Raw genomic sequence first — 17,916 nt, forward strand, 5'->3', positions numbered from 1 at the left:
GGACTTAACCACAAAGTGGTGTAACGGTTGGATGTAGAAAATTCGATATTATTTAGTTTTGAGAGCGCAAGTTCTCACGCACGTGAGTGCATAGTGTGGCGGCGATGGCCAGAAGGATACACCTGTTCCCATGCCGAACACAGAAGTTAAGCTTCTGAGCGCCGATAGTAGTTGGGGGATCGCTCCCTGCGAGGGTAGGACGTTGCCATGCTTCAATGGAGGATTAGCTCAGTTGGGAGAGCGTCTGCCTTACAAGCAGAGGGTCACAGGTTCGAGCCCTGTATCCTCCATTGAGCCGTTAGCTCAGTTGGTAGAGCATCTGACTTTTAATCAGAGGGTCGACAGTTCGAGACTGTCACGGCTCATTGCCGATTTTTATTGGCAGGCATTATGTGTAATGCCGACTTAGCTCAGTTGGCAGAGCATCTGTCTTGTAAACAGGGGGTCGAAGGTTCGAATCCTTTAGTCGGCATTAGTAATGCGGAAGTAGTTCAGTGGTAGAACATCACCTTGCCATGGTGGGGGTCGCGGGTTCGAATCCCGTCTTCCGCTTTGCCAATTCTATAATTATGCCGGGGTGGCGGAATTGGCAGACGCACAGGACTTAAAATCCTGCGGTCAGTGATGACCGTACCGGTTCGATCCCGGTCCTCGGCATTTTTGCACCCATAGCGCAACTGGATAGAGTGTCTGACTACGAATCAGAAGGTTGTAGGTTCGACTCCTACTGGGTGCATTTTCGGGAAGTAGCTCAGCTTGGTAGAGCACCTGGTTTGGGACCAGGGGGTCGCAGGTTCGAATCCTGTCTTCCCGATTGAAACGTTTTGTTTATTCATTAGTTTCTTTGTTTTTCGCGGTGTAGCTCAGCTGGCTAGAGCGTCCGGTTCATACCCGGGAGGTCGAGGGTTCGATCCCCCCCGCCGCGATAGGCCGGATATATGCGAGTTTGGACCTTTAGCTCAGTTGGTTAGAGCAGACGGCTCATAACCGTCCGGTCGTAGGTTCGAGTCCTACAAGGTCCATAGGTTACTTGGACGCTGTAGCATATTTGGTTTTTATGGAGGATTACCCAAGTCTGGCTGAAGGGAACGGTCTTGAAAACCGTCAGGTGGGTCAAACCACGCGAGAGTTCGAATCTCTCATCCTCCTTTATTATCGCGGGATGGAGCAGTCTGGTAGCTCGTCGGGCTCATAACCCGAAGGTCGCAGGTTCAAACCCTGCTCCCGCAATTTTGGTCCGTTGGTCTAGTTGGTTTAGGACGCCTGCCTGTCACGCAGGAGATCACGAGTTCGAGTCTCGTACGGACCGTTATGGCTCGGTAGCTCAGTCGGTAGAGCAACGGATTGAAGCTCCGTGTGTCGGCGGTTCGATTCCGTCCCGCGCCATTGGTTTTTCTTTATTTTATAGACTTTATGCGGGTGTAGTTCAGTGGTAAAACCACAGCCTTCCAAGCTGTTGTCGCGAGTTCGATTCTCGTCACCCGCTTTTTATGGGCCTATAGCTCAGCTGGTTAGAGCGCACGCCTGATAAGCGTGAGGTCGATGGTTCGAGTCCATTTAGGCCCATATTTTTGGAGAAGTACTCAAGTGGCTGAAGAGGCGCCCCTGCTAAGGGTGTAGGTCGCGTAAGCGGCGCGAGAGTTCGAATCTCTCCTTCTCCGTTTTATGACCCGTTGGTCAAGTGGTTAAGACACCGCCCTTTCACGGCGGTAACATGGGTTCAAATCCCGTACGGGTCATTTTCAATTTTATATTATCGCGGGATGGAGCAGTCTGGTAGCTCGTCGGGCTCATAACCCGAAGGTCGCAGGTTCAAACCCTGCTCCCGCAATTTTGGTCCGTTGGTCTAGTTGGTTTAGGACGCCTGCCTGTCACGCAGGAGATCACGAGTTCGAGTCTCGTACGGACCGTCTATTTATTAGTCTTACACTTTGCTGTAAGGCTTTTTTATTAAAAAAAAAGCAATAGGCACTCGTCTTTTGAAATAAAAGATCGTACAAATGTTAATACAAAAGCAGCTTTCCACTAAAGTCCGGTGTAACACGACTCTGATGGAAAGCTGCTTTCTTAAAAAATAATTTGCTGCTATTGTACAATACTGTAATTTTGCTGATAAAAATGATTTTGACTATCATTGAATAAGTTTATTTTTTGATAGCTTTTGCTCTTTATCCATTGATCTAAGCTACTTGATGTCCTCCAAATGGTTAATAGCAAACTTTCGTTGGTACGGACCTTATTTTCGCATAAATAAGCAGCTAGCATTCCTGAGGGCAGGATGGAGGTCAAAATATTATGATTAACGGCAGCGTACCAAATTTTTTGATTATCATTGTCCAATTTTAAAAATTCAAAGTGAAATAATCCAGTAAATTCATCGTTACCGATATGACCTAATAGGCGATAGTTAATTGGTGTTTTAAATATGGATGGTTTGCCGGATATATCAATTAATTGTAATTGGTTGTCTTGTGGAGTTGCTTGCAATAGCCTGAAGTTACGATCAGTATTTTGGGCCATTATTTTGGTTAATAACTCTTCACTGCCAAAGGTTGCGCTAATTTGTTTTAACATTATAATCATCCTCCTAACCAGATTATAGGAGTTTTATAAGTTAAAATAAAATGATACTATCTAGGTGTGTCAACAATATAAATGGAGGAAAATATGAAAATTACAATTTTAGGATTTTATGGCGGCTATCCATATGATAACCAAGCAACGTCGGGTTATTTGATTCAAACAGAAAACTATAATTTATTACTAGACTGTGGCAGTGGCGTACTGCTGAAATTAGAACAAGTTCTCGATCCACTTCAATTGAATGCCGTTATTTTATCACATTATCATGCTGATCACATCGCAGACGTGGGTGTTTTACAACACTACTGGCAACTAAATAATGGAATAAAGCAACAACCTATTTTACCAATTTATGGACATAAAGAAGATCAAGCTAATTTTTCAAAACTGAATTGGACCAACGCTACTGTTGCAAAAGCTTATGATCCAGATTTAACTTTAAAATTGGGACCCTTTGATGTTAATTTTTTGGCAACCAAACATCCTGTAACTGCTTATGCAATGAGGTTTACTGAAAGGAAAACAAATCATAGTTTTGTTTTTACGGCAGATACTGCTTATATGGATGCTCTGGTTGCATTTGCTAGTCACGCAGATTTATTAATCACAGACACTAATTTTTTAGCGGAACCGACAGGTGCAAAGTGGCACTTGACTGCGGAAGAATCAGGCAGAATTGCTTCTGAAGCGGAAGTTAAACAATTATTGCTATCACATCTACCTCAAAATATTGATCCTAAAAAGTTAGTTACTAGTGCTAAAAAAGTTACAAATAGTAAGCTGATTGTGAAATATGCTGCTACTGGAAAGGTGATTGAAATCTAGTTTTTAAGTTATTTAAGTAATAATTGAAATAAATTCACAAAAAAATCATAATTAAAATCTTTTTGAATCAATTAGTGAATAAACGATTGTAGTCAACTGAATAATGGACAAAAACACGTTAATGAATGCATATAAATAGCTTATTATACATTATTCAATAAAAAGTGTTTTAAAAAGTTTGACTTTCATTTCAATGATTTTTAAAATCAACTATCTTTTTTTTTCTTTTTGTTGTATAATTAAAAGCGTAGCAGGGAATTACATCATAGTTAATTACAGCTATGGTGGTTGAAGGAGGCAAACTGATATGGTTACACTTTATACATCTCCAAGTTGCACATCGTGTCGTAAAGCACGTGCTTGGCTGCAAGAACACAATATTCCTTATAGAGAACGGAACCTTTTTTCAGAACCATTGTCAATGGATGAAATTAAAACAATTCTTCGAATGACAGAAGATGGCACTGAGGAAATCATTTCAAAACGTTCAAAGGCTTTTCAAAAATTACACGTTAATTTAGATGATTTACCAATGAAAACATTATATGAATTGATTCAAAAGAATCCGGGCTTGCTTCGTCGCCCAATTATTATTGATGATAAGCGATTGCAAGTTGGCTATAATGAAGATGAAATTCGACGATTCTTGCCACGTGAAGTGCGGGCGCTAGAGTTGGCAGAAGCACAACGACAAGCCAATTTATTTTAAATGATAAATGTCTGATGCATGATTATGTGTGTCAGACATTTTTGCTTGTGCTTTCCTTTACTTTTTAGTAAAAACGGTTAGAATATACAATAAATAAGAAGCATTTTGTGCGGATCGAAAGGGGTGCTAGTTCAATGGAAATGGAACGAATTAACGAAAACACGATTCGTGTGTTGATCGGAAATGATGATTTGACACAACGAGGGATTACTGTCCTTGATTTGTTGGGAAATCATCAGCAGATCGAAAGCTTCTTTTACAGTATTTTAGAAGAAGTTGATACTGAACATCAGTTTCAGGACAACGACTCGGTTACTTTCCAAGTTTTACCAAATCGAAACGGGTTAGAATTGTTTATTAGTAAGAATGGGATTGATGAAGAAGTCATTGCTGACCAAACTGATGACGATCAAAATTTGCAAACAGATGACATTTCTGATTTTCTAAAACGGCAATTAGAACAAACCGATGCTAAGCATTCAGATCAACGTAAAAGTGCAATTGGTGCTGATGAGTTGGATGAGGCAGTTAATAACCAAGAATTAGAGAAGAGTATTACAGTTATTAAGTTGTCTGACTTTGAAAATATGGTCCAAATTGCGCGTGTATTACATTTAGAAAATGCGATTTCCAATTTATATACGTATCGCGACGACTATTATCTAGAGATTATTTTCTTTGTTGATCAAACAACACCTGAAACAATTAAAGATGAACTAGCAATTGCTTATGAGTACGGTGATAAGGCAAATGTCACTGCGGATGTTTTAAATGAACATGGTAAGAAGGTTATGGATAACTCAGCCCTTGAGCTGACGCGATTTTATTTTTCTAAGTGATTTGGGAATTATCTGGAGTCACAAGGATTGATATACCGCGGTTTATCAATAGTCAATAATTCCAAATAGTTCCACTTTTTCACCTATAAAGTGAGAAGTTGGTGGGGAACGTAAACTTTTACACACTTTCTTACTCACCTTAGTCGCTCAATCCTTTTTCATGGAAGGGATTGAGCGATTTTTTTGTTAGCAAAAATTACCCAAACACGGACATATTTTTTACTATTTCCTTCGCTCGTTTTTCCGTACCTGTGTCATATTTGAGTGTCATATCAAGATGAGAATGTCCCATAATATTTTGAACATCAACCGGATCAGCAGCTTGTGGCATTGCAAAAGTAGCAAATGCATGTCGCATTAAATGTGGATAGATGTGGAACCCAATTTCATCAGAGACTAAATCAAAATGATGGTTGATAGTTGTATAGTTCATTGGTCTGGCATCACGATTAACAAAAATAAAGGAGTCTTTTTTTAATTGCTTATCACACTCCGAATAAATTTGACGTGAAGCATTAATCGCATTCTGTAAAATCTTGTGTACTTTGGGGGTAATTGGAACATCACGGTATGAACGCTTATTTTTTAGTGTATTCCCGTCTGGTGCTGCAAGGGTTCTGGATATTTCTACTTGAACGTGGTCCAAGAATACATATTGAGGTTGCATACCCATAATTTCACCGTGTCTAAGTGCCAATAGGGACAGGTAAAACATTCCAAGACCAATTGGGTCTAATACCCGATTGGCTGCGTCTATGGCCTCAAAATACTTATCTTCGGTAATCGATAAGTTGCGTTTGTGTTTATCAGTATCTTTGACACGACAACGCTTAATTCGATTGATTGGAATTAACTCATCTTCTACTGCTTCGTTTAGCATAATACTAAAATTATGTTTGATAGTACTAATTGTCTTAGACGAGTAGCCAATCTTGGTTGACGATTTACCAACACGTTCGATTTCGTATAATGAATTCAAATATTCTTGGAACTCATTACGATTAATGTCTTCCAATTTAGTATTACCATATCGTGGCAAAATGTGATTATTAAAAATCATGTCATAGTCACGGATAGTATCTGGTTTCCAATCGTTTACGTCTGTATGCCGTTTTCGCCAAAGATTAAAGTATTCTTGAACACTGACATGTTTGGCGGTTCCATTGTTTAACATTGCCTGATGAATTGCTTCATCAGCCCATTGGGTAGCTAGTCGTGAATTTTTTAAACCTTGTTTTTCGAATAAAAGTTGATTGCCTAGAATTGTTTTCTTAAATCTAACACGATAACGTTTGTCACCATCTTTAGTTTTATAGCTTCTAACTCGTGGATCACGTTTCAATTTTTGTTCATCTAAATATTTCATTTTATTTATCCTTTCAAATTAGACCGAGCTAAGGCAATTTTTTTGGATAAATGTTTGTCAGGTCACTTCCTTTCAGGTATACTAAATAAGTCAGAATCAGATACTCTTGTAGTGTCAGGTTTGTAAGCACACTCTCAAAACTTTGGTCGGGGATGAGGGTGTGCTTTTTTTATTGGTGAATTAATTGTTTGCCATATTATCGTACTGATTTGAAACAGTTTTATCAGCATCAGAATAATCAGATGCAAAATCATTATAGCTACCAGATGGAGAAGTAACGGTATCGCTAAAAGATTTCAAATCGGTATATGCTTTTTTATACGCCGTGTAATTATATTTATCGTTCTTGTGCTTTTCCATGGTATCAAGCAGTTTCTTTTCTGATTTGACATCACTATCAATTGAATAAACATCATCAATGTTGTCAGTCATTATATTGCTGACTGTATCAGTGGGGTCATAATCATCACCAGAGTTATCAATAGCAGTGCCCCATGCTTTATAAACTGTATTTCCTAAGTCCTCACAATTAGATCCAATTACTGCATATTTTGATGTAAACTTATCCGACGCAGCTTTAAAGGCATGCTCATCCTGTTTTTCCTGAGCTTGTGCTACCCGTTCTTGATGTAACTCAACGGCACCAGCCCCAAGAAATCCAACGATGCCAACCGTAATACCTGTGCCTAAGACGATTAGTGAAGTTTTAATTTTTCTTTCTTTTGCATAATCAATTATCAACATTACAGTACCGACAATAGTAACAACAATCCCAATAACACAAATAAATCCTAAAAACGTAGACATAAATTTCACTCCCAATAGTTTCACCGAGTTTAATGTCGTCTGTGTTAGGGACAATAAATAGATTTTAATAATGAGTGAATGCATATGTAAATCCACCATAGTGGTGGAATGAATAATTTAATTTCCTAAATGTTGAATAGCATAATCCGCTTGTTCTGCTGTAAATTGTTCACCAGCAGTTGAAGTTAATTGTTCACGGATTGCATCTACAGACATAGCTTGATCATCTTGATAACTCTTTGCTTTGGCAAGAGCATTTTTATCCCAATTAACACCCTTCAAATTCTTCATTGCATAATTAGCAGCGTCTTCTGAAAAGCCTTCACCAGAGTCAGAAGTTAATTGTGCTTTAACAGATGCTTCCGACATATCCATTGTTGTTGCATAGGATTGAGCTTTGATTAGAGCATTTTTGTATTCTGTTGGCACTTTTTCTGATGAGGATGATGATTTTGCAGATGATGATTCGCTAGAGGATGAGCTACTGGATGTTGAACTTGATCCATTTCCCATTTGTGAACCCACACCAATAACGATAATAATAATTAAAACCCAGAACCAGAAACGTTTGTAGAATGGTTTCTTTTGTACATAAGTTTTTCCATCTTCACCCTGAATTTTTTTAGACATAATATACCTGACTCCTTGAATTTTATTTAACCAATGAGACCACTTCATTAATTAGGTAGGCGGCTTTTATTGTCGTCAGCCATTCGGACAATACATATTAATCATTACTATATAAAACTTGTTCAGCAGCATCTCGTAGATGCTCAGGAACGGCGAACATTTCCATAAATGAATCGACGTCCACGTACTCATCTGGTTTATCTTCTAAATAATAGGATGCTAATAAATTTAATGCAGTAATGTTAGCTTTTAATTCAATACCATATCTTGATGGTGTAAAATACAAAGCTCTCATTGAATGATCACCATTAACAATGTGCCCAATTTCATGAGCAAACTGTAATGGTATCTGTCGTTTATCCTTGTAATTCGTATTAACTATTATGGTACGTGACTCTGTGTTGGCAGCAGCTACAGTACTAGAATCTAAATGCTTTGTTAGAATAAACCCTATATTATGTTTCATAGCATAATTACATAAATCTATTACGATATCGTCCATATTATTTACCTCTTAACAGCCGTTTAATTAGTTCTTTGTCTTCATCGGGTATTGGTTTCCCATCAAATGTCATGATTACATCATCTGAATCATCTAGAGCAGCACCTAGGTCGATTTTAGTTGGTTCAATATTTTCTTTTTCACCAGTTAATTCCTCATATGTTGATCCGACTATCCGTGCTACTTCTTTTATAGTTGCCTTGGTGGGAACATGTGTCTTCCACCCATAGATAGCATTTTCGCTAAGTCCGGCTTTAATCGCAACTTCTTTTACATTCATTCCATGAATTTTTGCAAGTTTTTGAACTCTTTCAAATAGTGTCATTTGGGCATTCCTCCAAATAACTGAAAATAAAAAGTATTATATTCGTACAAATGTATTGACATAAAGTACGAACGTCGTTATACTTTATTCATCAGCTAAGGTTATTAGCTAATAAGCAAAACAAAACGAACATGTTTAAACGTTGGCAGACGTGAGTTACATGACTTTTAATTGCTTATTTAACTGTGCACTAATTGTACGACGATAATACTTTTTAGTCAATAACTTTTATAGCTGAAATTATTAATTAAAAAAGGAAGTAGGTGAACACATACATGTCAACACTTGAGAAACGGTTTAAGAAACGATTAATTGACAAAGAAATGAAGCAAGTTGAGGTTGCTAGACATTTTGAATGGTCGGATCAATATCTACGTCAATTAGTTACCGGAACAACTATGGGACCAGCAGCCGAGAAAAATTTGCAGAAGGTCAAAGAATATTTAGGAATGAAGTAGGGGGAATGGATGTGAAAAAAGTAATTACAGTTGAAGAAGAAAATGAATTAGCAGCATCACTGGTTGAATTTGTACAAGAACACGAATTGACCACGTCACTATGGCAACATTTATCAACTTTGGTAATTAAAGAATTTCAGCAAAACGCAACAATAAAAAAAGAATGACCACCAATATTTTGGAGTAACTAATTATCTCAAATAGAAAGGAGCACCACAATGAACGATTTAGTAATTATGAAAGAACAGCAAGCAGTAACAAGCAGCTTGCAGGTATCGGAAACGTTTGGAAAGAATCATCATGATGTCTTAGATGCCATCGACAATCTCACTCAGGAAAATCACGGAGTGAAAAATATGTTTTCAGAATCCCTATATACGAATAGCCGTGGCAGACAATATCGGCAAATCTTTATGAATCGCGACGGTTTTACATTATTGGCTATGGGATTCACTGGTACACGGGCATTAGGATTCAAACTTAAGTACATTGATGCATTCAATCAAATGGAACGACAGATTGAACAAACAGGTGGTTACCAAGTACCAACAAATATGGCTGAGGCATTAAGACTTGCAGCTGATCAGGCTGAAAAAATTGAAGTATTGAAGCCTAAAGCATTATTCGCTGATGCAGTAGCAACTAGTCACACATCAATTTTAGTTGGCGATCTAGCCAAGATTTTAAAACAGAACGGAATTGAAACAGGTGCACGTAGATTATTCAACTGGTTACGAGAACAGCATTACTTAATTAGTCGCAAGGGCGCTGATTATAATTCACCGACACAACGTTCGATGGAATTAGGGTTATTTGAAATTAAAGAATCAACACACATCAATGGTGATGGAGTAACAGTTACTACTAAGACACCAAAAGTTACTGGCAAAGGGCAAAGCTACTTTATCAACAGATTTTTACAGGCAAACTAGGTGAGACATATGGGCAGAAATAAAGAAGGTGATTTAAATGTTCAACATTGAGTTCAATGATCAAGCAAGTAAATCATTTTTAGAAACATTTACTCAGCAACTATTGGACAGTATGAAACCCCTAATCGACAAACAACGTGACCATGATGAAATTGTTAATCAAACTTATTTACAAAAAAATGTATTTCACTGTCGTGCTGAGACTATGGCAGCAATTGTGAACACAGCAGGGTTTCCACGAATGCAGTTAGGCGACAAAGAAAATTACAGCTACTCCCTTAAAGCAGTTGATGAATGGGTTAAGAACAATCAACTGCGAAATTAAACAAATGACCGAGCTAAGGCAATATAGGGGGAATTAATTATGTACGTGTTAATCGGAATATATTTACAGAAAATTATAGCAACAGGTGTATGGATTGCTGTTGGATATGGAATTGGAAAGGTTGGAAAAGATAAATTGTTTGGAGAAGGTGAAAAATGATTAACGAAAATTATTATCTTATTCAAACAAATTTAATCTACAAAAAAACCGACTTGAGCGGCAACTCAAATCGGCTAGATATGAAAAATATGATTAACAGAATCTTAGCACGATTGGGGATGTCACGCAATGGGACTCGATAACCCAATTACAAAAGGTGTTGCCGATGAGTTCTGGGATGGTAACGGTCAACCAGCAAACAACAAGCGGGAACTAGCTGACGGAACGTCGTTCTACGAAGATGACTGGATCGATGGCGCACGCGATTATATTGCAAAGAACGGATTAACAGATTTTTTAGATTTGTGGTCAGAAAGGGTGAATAAATAATGAATTTAGAACCAGTAGTATTTGATCGATTTGAAGCGACTAAGAAGAACTTAGGAAGTGTGTTAGATAAGTACCGGGATTTAGTTGTGACTGACGCTAAGCAGGCTAAAAAAGTAAGAGCTGGGTTAAACAAGCTTACTAAAGATATTGATGATCGAAAAAAGGAGCTTAAAAAGCCTTACGTTGACGCATACAAGGGTATGGAACAGCAAGTAAACGAACTCAAATCAATGATTCATGAAGTTAAAGAACCAATCGATGCACAAATCAAAACAATTGAGATGGGCGAAAAGCTACGCAGGGAAACGAGAGTTAAAGATTTGATTGCCGATATGGCATTTAGTTACCAAATCGACCCAGATAAGGTCGAGGTTAAATCGAAATGGTTAACCAAATCAATAAGTGATATTGAGCTTAAACGTGAAATTAGCGAGCAGTTAACGCTCATGAACCGGTTTAGTGTTGGCAAGCTACCAGACGGCATAAACAAGCAGTCAGGACAGTTTATTAATGATGATGGTGAGATTGTTTATAAATACAGTGTCAGCCTTTACGTCACCGATGATGAGCTAGAAACGGTAGCTAGTTGTTTAGATGAAAATGAGATCCATTACATGCAGAACAAGGAGGGATAAATATTGGAAATTGTAAATGCAAAAAACATTAAACGAAACAAAAATTGGCGAGTGATTATTTACTCCAAGCCGGGTGTTGGTAAAACATCATCAATTAAGTATCTCAAAGGTAAGACGCTCGTGTTGGATTTAGATAATTCAGCCAAAGTGCTTGAGGGGTTGGATGTTGATGTTATCCAATTTGATCGTTCAAAGCCAGAAGAAGAATTGATTGAGTTCTTGAAGCAGGCGACTGAGTTAACTAAAAAGTATGACAACTTAGTGATTGATAATATTTCATCGCTTGAAAAGGATTGGTTTGTTGAAAAAGGACGTGCTTCACATAACGGCATTAGTAACGAACTGCAAGACTACAGTCAATGGACGAACTACTTTGCTCGCATCATGATTGTTGCTTACTCGTTAGACAACATCAATATCCTCACAACGGCATGGGAAACACAGAATGACGTAACTACCGAGACTGGCCAAACATTCAGCCAGTACGCGCCGCAAATTAGAAAGAGTGTACGTGATGGTTTGTTAGGTATGGCTGATGTGGTCGGTCGAGTAGTTATCAATCCTAAGACTGGTGGCCGTGGTGTGATTCTACAAGGCAATGACGGAATCTTTGCCAAGAATCGATTAGATGACAGAACGTCAGCACCAATTGAAGAATTGTACAGCTTTGGATCAGAACAAAATAAAACAACAAAAAAAGAAGAAAAGGCAGGTAAATAATCATGACTAAACATACACCAAACTATTCAAACATTCAGGAACACAGTTATGGACCACTTCCAGAAGGAACTTACGAGATGGTAATCAACAAAGTGCAGGAAACAGCTACAAAAAGTGGTGCAGAGTCATTACAAATTGACTTGATTGTACGCAACGATTTAGATGGTGTGCCTGAACTGAAAGGTACTAATGCACAATATCATAATCGCCATGTATTTAATGATAACTGGAAACGTAAAACAACTAAAGAATACGATTTAGACGGCATGGATAGCATTTTGAAAGCTGTTGGCTGGCCAGATAAAAAAGCGGTAGATTATCCAGATGAATTTATCAAATTCATGTCGCGTAAGCCAGTTAAAGTTTTTGTAAAAACTGAAGATAATACTTATCAAGGCAAGACGACAGAAGTTAATCGAGTAGCTCCATGGAATTACAGTACCACTGATTTCCCAAACGTAGCACATAAATTTAAAACAGATGATATTAATGATGCAGCTAACAATGCACAAGCAGGGATGAACCAAGCTAGTACACAAAACGGTGCCAATGATCCGTTTGCTAATAATGGCAAGCCAATCGACATCTCAGATGACGATTTGCCATTCTAAATTGGGGTGATGATCAATGGCCAAACAAGGTTGGATAAAGATCTACAGAAAAATAACTGATTCGCTTGTTTGGTCGGATCCTAATCTCCTGAAGATGTGGATCTTATGCCTAACTAAAGCGAGTCACGAAACAGGATCGTTTAATTTCAACGGTAAAGAAATACTTTTGCACAGCGGTGAATTCGTCACAGGGCGCATAGCAATAGGCAATGAGTACAACTACGGTTCACCAAACCGCCATCAAATTTCTGCTGACTCTGCATGGAGATTGCTAAAGAAATTAAAAAGTATGGAAATGTTGCACATCAAAACAACTACTAAATACAGCGTGGTTACAGTGATTAAGTGGGACGAGTACCAAGAAACTGCACAGCACACCGCCAACACTCCGCCATCAAACCGCCAACACTCCGCCACATACAAGAATGTAGAGAATGCTAATAAAGAACACTCTTTGTCGGGCAAACCCGACAGCACAAAAATTGATTTTGAAGATTTCTTTAATTGGTTTAATAAAAAAACTGGACGGCATTTTAAAAATGTTAAAGGTAATCGAACAAATATTAATAATCGAATTAAAGAAGGATACACCAAAGCTGATTTAGCAAAAGTGGTCGAATATAAAGCAAGCCAGTGGAAAAATGATCCAGAAATGAATCAATTTTTACGACCTAGTACATTATTTATACCAAGTAAATTTGAAGGATATTTGAATGATGCTAATTCGGCTAATAATAAGCACAAAAAGGCCGAATCTACAGTAGTTGATGATATAGGAAATAAAGAAAAGCAGAAGGAACAAGCAGATGAGGCTACTAAAAAATATTTAGCAGCACATCCAGAACTACAAGAATGAACTTGCCTGAACCACATGGGCTAAAAAAGAAAGAAAATTCCGCTAAAGAAAGAAGGACGTAGCAACGTGAATAATGATATTGAGGGTTCGATCATCATAGTTCTACTTAATGATCCACATTTAATTAACACTGTTGCAGTTAACTCAGAGTGGTTTGTTGATCACAATTACAAAGCTGTTTTTGATGCAATTGATGAGTTGGGGGGATCAGATGCCGAATTAATGAATATATATGGCAAGGCCAAGATGATTTATCCAGATCTTACACTATCTTTTCACGAGTTAATTAAGCTACAAGGGCAGTTTATTACTGCTGCTAATTTGTACAGCAATGTCAAATATTTGCACAAGTTGGCTGTTAAACGTGATGTTGATGTAGCTGTTAGAAATTATCAGAAATCACCATTTGCAGAAACAGAGCAAGGATTATTGGATGCTCTTAATAATTTAAAAAATATTGGTGAAGTTGAAGATAGCGGTGATATCAAGAAGACACTGGAAGACCTGCAATATCGTTTAGACCATGAACAGCCTAGTGGCATTAAGACTTATAAGAAGTTGGATACATTGCTGGCCGGTGGATTATATGGATCCATGTTGTTGACGATTGGTGCTCGCCCATCTGTTGGTAAGACAGCATACAGCGTCAATCTGGCCTATGAAATTTTGAAACAAGATCCAGAAATTCATTTGGATTATTTCACCTTAGAAATGAGCAAACGAGAAATGATAAATCGTTTTGTTTCAAGAGACACTGGTTTTTCTAGTCAACTATTACGTAATCCAGCATCTGAATTGAATGATATTCAAAAAGAAATTGTAAAGCGTGGGATGGGATGGATTGTAAGACACGATTTGCATATCTATGACAAGCTACCAACACTTGATGGAATCGTTCAGACGATTAGACGAAATGCTGCTCAAATGGATAAGGATAAATATGTTGCGATCATAGACTATGTAGGCTTGATATCTGTTTCTGGTAATAAAGATCGTTGGATTGAGGTTGGCCAAATTACAAGAGAACTAAAAATTACGGCTAACGAGTTTGATGTTCCAATCATTGCATTAGCACAACTAAATCGTGGCATTGAATCAAGGAACGATAAAACACCACAGCTTAGCGATCTAAGAGAGTCAGGTTCTATTGAACAAGATAGTAACGTTGTAGGGTTCCTATATCGTCCATATGAGGAGCAACGAGAAGTTGAACAACTAATTATCCAGAAGAACCGTGAAGGCTCTCTAGGACGAATTAATTACCATTTTAATGGTGAAGAAATGTTATTTCAGGAGTTGTGATGAATATGGCATACATGGACTATAACGAATATAAAGAATTAATGAAGTCAGCTAACTACAAAGAGAGCTTAGCGGTCAAGGCAATGCTAGGAAGAGCAAAATATTATTCCTACGTTCAGAAGAAGCTGCAAGCAACGTTTAACAAACATCCTAGTGATTCACTTCAAAAATTCATCAGGCAATATGACACAAAACGGATTGAAGACGTATGGCAGGCATTCTGGATAGCTGAGCAAGAGCATGAACAAGGGTGGCAATTTATTGAAGATGGTGAAACGTATCTGTCTGCTTTACTCATCAAATATGAGGGCGATATAAGCCGCGCTAGTGAGTCTGAACAGTTAAGCAATGATTTAGTCGTATTGCTAGACAGATTGGACACAGAGCAACGACAAGGGGAATGAAGCATGGATCACGAGATTAACAGTTATGTAATAGTCATTAAGACACAGCCACGGGTAGTATTTCTAGATAAACAAAAAGCCACAGACTATGCCGACAAGTATAAAGGCACAGTAGAAGTGGTTAAGTTACGAATTGGAGGATAGCACATGTTAATTAAAATATTAATGTTTATTGCAGGCTATATAACTTTTGTACTGTTTTTGGGCAAGCTGCTGAGCATGAAGTGATACGCGATGTAGTAATTAAACGTGCTAAACGGATGCACATTAAACTGGAGGGTATGTGATGGAAATTAGACCAAATTATGTTTGGAGATGGCGAAGATGATTAAGTTTAGAGTGTGGGACAACGAGTGCAAGGTAATTAGGGAATATGACGAATTGAAAGGGTTGACCTTGGATGCCTTAGATGCAAGTTATTTTAAGCTTGAACAGTTTACCGGCCTGAAAGACGTGAACGGCAAAGAAATTTATGAAGGCGATATTGTTCACTGTGAAAATGATTATCAAGGCACTGATTACACCGGAAAAGTTATGTTTTTCAATGGTTGATTCTGCGTTTGGACAGGTGGATTTCGTAATTATGTTTGGGACGATATGATTCCAGAGATTATTGGTAACACTCACGAGAACATGGAATTGTTGGAGGTAGACGAATGAAGCACGGACACAAACGATCAGCAATCAGGAAAAAGAAACGGCGCATGGCGCAACATGCCAAAGAACATCTTGAGGAGGCAGATAAATGAACGATGATATGATGCCGATTCAAAAAATAGAAAGTATTACATTCGAATTAAAAAATGGAGGCAGGCAAATGAAAATGACAGGTGAAGAACTAGCCAAACAGTTTGGCGAATTAAATTGGTTTGATGGTTACTACAGCGGCAGTTCACACATTACGTTTAATTTAGTATCAAAACAGGAATACGAAGTGCCAACCGCAAAAGTCAAAGTGCCAGCGTGGTTTGATGAATGGGTCAAGAGAGACACTGACAAAACAAACTTAATTTATTGTATTGTGACCAACCAGACAGAAAATAGAAAACTAGATGATACCGGTTATGACGATAAGCTTAATTTCATCAAAGCCATCATAAACGGCTACAAAGTTGAGAAAGAACAGCTGTACAGAATTCCATTACCAAATTTGAAAACATCAGATGGATATCAACAATATTTGTCAAGGAAAAGTAAACGAAACGGTCATTGGTTTGCGAGTCGCAGACAAAGTAATTTAATTCAAACGTTTACGAAAGCGGAGATTGAGCAAGTGCCAGGGGCATATAAGCAAGATGCTGTGGAGGTTGAAGCAGATGAAAATAATTAGCTTACAGAGTGTTGGATTAGGTGCCTATGAGCAAGATGGCATTACTGGTAATATGTCGCCAACTCCAATGGTGAAAATGATTGGATTTCCATTTGATACGAACCCGTATGGGCCGACAAGTGAGGACACACCAAAGGTTGTCTCAATCGAATTAGCGATTGACAGTATGCTGCCAAGAAATACTACTGATGATGGTTGGATAGGCTATTCCGATTTGTATTACAAGGTAACCACATCAGATGGTCATATTAGATTGTTGCCTGAGCAATCGTATATCGCTGAATGGGTGGATGATGACGAAAATTAATATGGAATTGCTCCATGTGTTGGAGAGTGACTATGGGAATCTTTCCCATGTCCCAGAAGATGACAAACGACTAGCAGAATTACGTAAGCCGTTCATGGTTGAAAGAAGTCAAGAAGACCGCCAATCGTCACGTGTGGTGAAGATCAATCAAGCACTGGACAAATATATAGCATTAGGTGTTAAGAACGGCTGGTCAAAGGTAGAGACACTTTACTGGCTTAATAAGTCGGGACCGCTTCGAATCAATGTGACTAATTCACAAATCGAAAGACGTATATCGTTTAGGCCAATTAGTTTAACAAGAAAGCCGATGGACTTTGATCACAACGATCAGTCGCATATTGACAAAATCATTTTGGATAAGAAAGCACACGGAAAGTCGTTTGATCAGATTACAATGATAATTAATGATCTAGGTTATGGAACGTTTGTAGATGCACCATATGTTAATCGTCGGTATCGTAAGTTGATACCAAAATCATCATACAAAAGCGTTCCGGAATTAACTGGTGAAGAAAAGCGAATCGTTGATGTACAGATTGAGGTAGCTATGAACACTGAAATGAACATCGACAATCTAGTTCAGTATTTGAATGGCTTGTCTAAGATCAAACATGAAGTGATACGTGATGTAGTAATTAAACGTGCTAAACGGATGCACATTAAACTGGAGGGTATGTAATGGAACTTTTTAACGATAATTTTCAAAATTACAAACGTTATGGCATTCCCAAAGCTCAGTTGGTTATCGCAGATATTCCGTACAACATTGGGAATAATGCTTATGGGTCAAGCCCTGAATGGTACGAGGGCGGAAATAATAAGAACGGTGAAATATTGCTGTTGTGAAGAGGAACCGTAAATGTTAAAGCCGTGTCGAATTACAGCGTGAGGGAGTTATTTAAATGGAAAAGAGGCTGAAAAATGAAAACAAGACAGCATGATTTCGACCCGGCTAACA

General features: G+C 38.2%; 25 protein-coding genes, 19 tRNA genes, 1 rRNA gene and 1 pseudogene. 40 read left to right on the top strand and 6 right to left on the bottom strand.

Features of this window, described 5'->3' with window-relative positions; genetic code table 11:
• Positions 1-94: 94 nt before the first annotated feature.
• The 20 genes from rrf (at position 95) to FFM51_RS02640 (ending at position 1,910) form a co-directional block, all read left to right on the top strand.
• Positions 95-211, top strand: a 5S ribosomal RNA gene (gene rrf, locus FFM51_RS02545).
• 6 nt (positions 212-217) lie between these two features.
• Positions 218-290: transfer RNA gene (locus FFM51_RS02550), tRNA-Val, on the top strand.
• 2 nt (positions 291-292) lie between these two features.
• A tRNA-Lys gene (locus tag FFM51_RS02555) sits at positions 293-365 on the top strand.
• Between the two features lie 34 nt (positions 366-399).
• A tRNA-Thr gene (locus FFM51_RS02560) sits at positions 400-472 on the top strand.
• An 8-nt stretch (positions 473-480) separates the two neighbouring features.
• Positions 481-552, top strand: a tRNA-Gly gene (locus FFM51_RS02565).
• Positions 553-571: 19 nt separating this feature from the next.
• A tRNA-Leu gene (locus FFM51_RS02570) sits at positions 572-657 on the top strand.
• A gap of 5 nt (positions 658-662) precedes the next feature.
• Positions 663-736, top strand: a tRNA-Arg gene (locus tag FFM51_RS02575).
• 4 nt (positions 737-740) lie between these two features.
• A tRNA-Pro gene (locus FFM51_RS02580) sits at positions 741-814 on the top strand.
• 38 nt (positions 815-852) lie between these two features.
• Positions 853-926: transfer RNA gene (locus tag FFM51_RS02585), tRNA-Met, on the top strand.
• A gap of 22 nt (positions 927-948) precedes the next feature.
• A tRNA-Ile gene (locus FFM51_RS02590) sits at positions 949-1,022 on the top strand.
• Between the two features lie 37 nt (positions 1,023-1,059).
• Positions 1,060-1,149, top strand: a tRNA-Ser gene (locus tag FFM51_RS02595).
• Positions 1,150-1,156: 7 nt separating this feature from the next.
• A tRNA-Met gene (locus tag FFM51_RS02600) sits at positions 1,157-1,230 on the top strand.
• 4 nt (positions 1,231-1,234) lie between these two features.
• Positions 1,235-1,309 (top strand) — tRNA-Asp (locus FFM51_RS02605).
• Positions 1,310-1,313: 4 nt separating this feature from the next.
• Positions 1,314-1,386: transfer RNA gene (locus FFM51_RS02610), tRNA-Phe, on the top strand.
• Positions 1,387-1,415: 29 nt separating this feature from the next.
• A tRNA-Gly gene (locus tag FFM51_RS02615) sits at positions 1,416-1,486 on the top strand.
• Positions 1,487-1,492: 6 nt separating this feature from the next.
• Positions 1,493-1,566 (top strand) — tRNA-Ile (locus tag FFM51_RS02620).
• 7 nt (positions 1,567-1,573) lie between these two features.
• A tRNA-Ser gene (locus tag FFM51_RS02625) sits at positions 1,574-1,661 on the top strand.
• A gap of 6 nt (positions 1,662-1,667) precedes the next feature.
• Positions 1,668-1,739 (top strand) — tRNA-Glu (locus tag FFM51_RS02630).
• 18 nt (positions 1,740-1,757) lie between these two features.
• Positions 1,758-1,831, top strand: a tRNA-Met gene (locus FFM51_RS02635).
• 4 nt (positions 1,832-1,835) lie between these two features.
• A tRNA-Asp gene (locus tag FFM51_RS02640) sits at positions 1,836-1,910 on the top strand.
• Positions 1,911-2,085: 175 nt separating this feature from the next.
• Here FFM51_RS02640 and FFM51_RS02645 read toward each other — a convergent pair.
• Positions 2,086-2,574: a hypothetical protein gene (locus FFM51_RS02645; protein WP_137597108.1), complete on the bottom strand. Its 489-nt coding sequence runs from the start codon at positions 2,572-2,574 to the stop codon at positions 2,086-2,088.
• Between the two features lie 93 nt (positions 2,575-2,667).
• On the opposite strand from FFM51_RS02645, the gene FFM51_RS02650 reads away from it, so the two are divergent.
• The 3 genes from FFM51_RS02650 (at position 2,668) to FFM51_RS02660 (ending at position 4,956) form a co-directional block, all read left to right on the top strand.
• The gene (locus tag FFM51_RS02650) at positions 2,668-3,408 is read left to right on the top strand and encodes an MBL fold metallo-hydrolase (RefSeq protein ID WP_137597109.1); all 741 of its coding nucleotides are present in this window, start codon (positions 2,668-2,670) and stop codon (positions 3,406-3,408) included.
• Positions 3,409-3,715: 307 nt separating this feature from the next.
• The gene (gene spxA / locus FFM51_RS02655) at positions 3,716-4,117 is read left to right on the top strand and encodes a transcriptional regulator SpxA (RefSeq protein WP_137597110.1); all 402 of its coding nucleotides are present in this window, start codon (positions 3,716-3,718) and stop codon (positions 4,115-4,117) included.
• Positions 4,118-4,251: 134 nt separating this feature from the next.
• The gene (locus FFM51_RS02660; protein WP_137597111.1) at positions 4,252-4,956 is read left to right on the top strand and encodes an adaptor protein MecA; all 705 of its coding nucleotides are present in this window, start codon (positions 4,252-4,254) and stop codon (positions 4,954-4,956) included.
• A gap of 196 nt (positions 4,957-5,152) precedes the next feature.
• On the opposite strand, the gene FFM51_RS02665 is transcribed toward FFM51_RS02660, so the two are convergent.
• The 5 genes from FFM51_RS02665 to FFM51_RS02685 form a co-directional block, all read right to left on the bottom strand.
• Positions 5,153-6,322 (bottom strand): tyrosine-type recombinase/integrase, encoded by a 1,170-nt coding sequence (locus tag FFM51_RS02665; protein WP_137597112.1) that lies wholly within the window; start codon positions 6,320-6,322, stop codon positions 5,153-5,155.
• A gap of 180 nt (positions 6,323-6,502) precedes the next feature.
• Positions 6,503-7,129: a hypothetical protein gene (locus tag FFM51_RS02670; protein WP_137597113.1), complete on the bottom strand. Its 627-nt coding sequence runs from the start codon at positions 7,127-7,129 to the stop codon at positions 6,503-6,505.
• Positions 7,130-7,246: 117 nt separating this feature from the next.
• Positions 7,247-7,759, bottom strand: coding sequence for an Ltp family lipoprotein (locus tag FFM51_RS02675; protein ID WP_041093995.1), 513 nt, complete (start codon positions 7,757-7,759; stop codon positions 7,247-7,249).
• A gap of 97 nt (positions 7,760-7,856) precedes the next feature.
• Entirely contained in the window at positions 7,857-8,261 is a 405-nt protein-coding gene (locus FFM51_RS02680) for an ImmA/IrrE family metallo-endopeptidase (RefSeq protein ID WP_137597114.1), read from the bottom strand.
• A 1-nt stretch (position 8,262) separates the two neighbouring features.
• The gene (locus tag FFM51_RS02685) at positions 8,263-8,586 is read right to left on the bottom strand and encodes a helix-turn-helix domain-containing protein (RefSeq protein WP_137597115.1); all 324 of its coding nucleotides are present in this window, start codon (positions 8,584-8,586) and stop codon (positions 8,263-8,265) included.
• Positions 8,587-8,861: 275 nt separating this feature from the next.
• Here FFM51_RS02685 and FFM51_RS02690 point away from each other — a divergent pair, with 275 nt between their 5' ends.
• From FFM51_RS02690 to FFM51_RS02760, 17 genes and pseudogenes are all read left to right on the top strand, one after another.
• Complete coding sequence (locus tag FFM51_RS02690) at positions 8,862-9,044, top strand: hypothetical protein (RefSeq protein ID WP_041093989.1); 183 nt, start codon at positions 8,862-8,864, stop codon at positions 9,042-9,044.
• Positions 9,045-9,055: 11 nt separating this feature from the next.
• A complete protein-coding gene (locus tag FFM51_RS08755; protein WP_157869568.1) occupies positions 9,056-9,211 on the top strand; it encodes a hypothetical protein in 156 nt (51 codons plus the stop codon).
• Between the two features lie 51 nt (positions 9,212-9,262).
• Complete coding sequence (locus FFM51_RS02695; RefSeq protein ID WP_137597116.1) at positions 9,263-9,976, top strand: phage regulatory protein/antirepressor Ant; 714 nt, start codon at positions 9,263-9,265, stop codon at positions 9,974-9,976.
• Between the two features lie 37 nt (positions 9,977-10,013).
• On the top strand, positions 10,014-10,301 hold the full coding sequence (locus FFM51_RS02700) for a hypothetical protein (protein ID WP_041093986.1): 288 nt from the start codon (positions 10,014-10,016) through the stop codon (positions 10,299-10,301).
• A 288-nt stretch (positions 10,302-10,589) separates the two neighbouring features.
• A complete protein-coding gene (locus tag FFM51_RS02705; protein WP_137597117.1) occupies positions 10,590-10,790 on the top strand; it encodes a hypothetical protein in 201 nt (66 codons plus the stop codon).
• Positions 10,790-11,425 carry a DUF1351 domain-containing protein gene (locus FFM51_RS02710; protein WP_137597118.1) on the top strand — a complete coding sequence of 212 codons (636 nt, stop codon included), beginning with the start codon at positions 10,790-10,792 and terminating at the stop codon, positions 11,423-11,425. The genes FFM51_RS02705 and FFM51_RS02710 overlap by 1 nt, the downstream gene beginning before the upstream one ends.
• Positions 11,426-12,145 carry an AAA family ATPase gene (locus tag FFM51_RS02715; protein WP_170999557.1) on the top strand — a complete coding sequence of 240 codons (720 nt, stop codon included), beginning with the start codon at positions 11,426-11,428 and terminating at the stop codon, positions 12,143-12,145.
• Between the two features lie 2 nt (positions 12,146-12,147).
• Entirely contained in the window at positions 12,148-12,756 is a 609-nt protein-coding gene (locus FFM51_RS02720) for a DUF669 domain-containing protein (protein WP_137597120.1), read from the top strand.
• A gap of 16 nt (positions 12,757-12,772) precedes the next feature.
• Positions 12,773-13,612, top strand: coding sequence for a conserved phage C-terminal domain-containing protein (locus FFM51_RS02725; protein ID WP_137597121.1), 840 nt, complete (start codon positions 12,773-12,775; stop codon positions 13,610-13,612).
• Positions 13,613-13,678: 66 nt separating this feature from the next.
• A complete protein-coding gene (locus tag FFM51_RS02730; protein WP_137597122.1) occupies positions 13,679-14,914 on the top strand; it encodes a replicative DNA helicase in 1,236 nt (411 codons plus the stop codon).
• A complete protein-coding gene (locus tag FFM51_RS02735) occupies positions 14,914-15,318 on the top strand; it encodes a hypothetical protein (RefSeq protein ID WP_137597123.1) in 405 nt (134 codons plus the stop codon). Before FFM51_RS02730 ends, FFM51_RS02735 begins: the two co-directional genes overlap by 1 nt.
• Before the next feature lie 3 nt (positions 15,319-15,321).
• Positions 15,322-15,462 carry a hypothetical protein gene (locus FFM51_RS08760; protein ID WP_170999549.1) on the top strand — a complete coding sequence of 47 codons (141 nt, stop codon included), beginning with the start codon at positions 15,322-15,324 and terminating at the stop codon, positions 15,460-15,462.
• A gap of 180 nt (positions 15,463-15,642) precedes the next feature.
• Positions 15,643-15,870, top strand: a complete 228-nt coding sequence (locus FFM51_RS02740; protein ID WP_223875879.1) for a YopX family protein — start codon at positions 15,643-15,645, stop codon at positions 15,868-15,870.
• A 193-nt stretch (positions 15,871-16,063) separates the two neighbouring features.
• A complete protein-coding gene (locus FFM51_RS02745) occupies positions 16,064-16,648 on the top strand; it encodes a DUF1642 domain-containing protein (RefSeq protein ID WP_137597124.1) in 585 nt (194 codons plus the stop codon).
• Positions 16,635-16,955, top strand: a complete 321-nt coding sequence (locus FFM51_RS02750) for a hypothetical protein (protein ID WP_137597125.1) — start codon at positions 16,635-16,637, stop codon at positions 16,953-16,955. Before FFM51_RS02745 ends, FFM51_RS02750 begins: the two co-directional genes overlap by 14 nt.
• Positions 16,939-17,637 (top strand): hypothetical protein, encoded by a 699-nt coding sequence (locus FFM51_RS02755; RefSeq protein WP_223875880.1) that lies wholly within the window; start codon positions 16,939-16,941, stop codon positions 17,635-17,637. Before FFM51_RS02750 ends, FFM51_RS02755 begins: the two co-directional genes overlap by 17 nt.
• A pseudogene (locus tag FFM51_RS02760) lies at positions 17,637-17,789 on the top strand (DNA-methyltransferase); the annotation flags it as partial. The gene FFM51_RS02755 and the pseudogene FFM51_RS02760, both read left to right, overlap by 1 nt.
• Between the last annotated feature and the right edge of the window lie 127 nt (positions 17,790-17,916).

It is taken from the genome of Paucilactobacillus kaifaensis (assembly GCF_005405145.1).
GTDB lineage: Bacteria > Bacillota > Bacilli > Lactobacillales > Lactobacillaceae > Paucilactobacillus > Paucilactobacillus kaifaensis.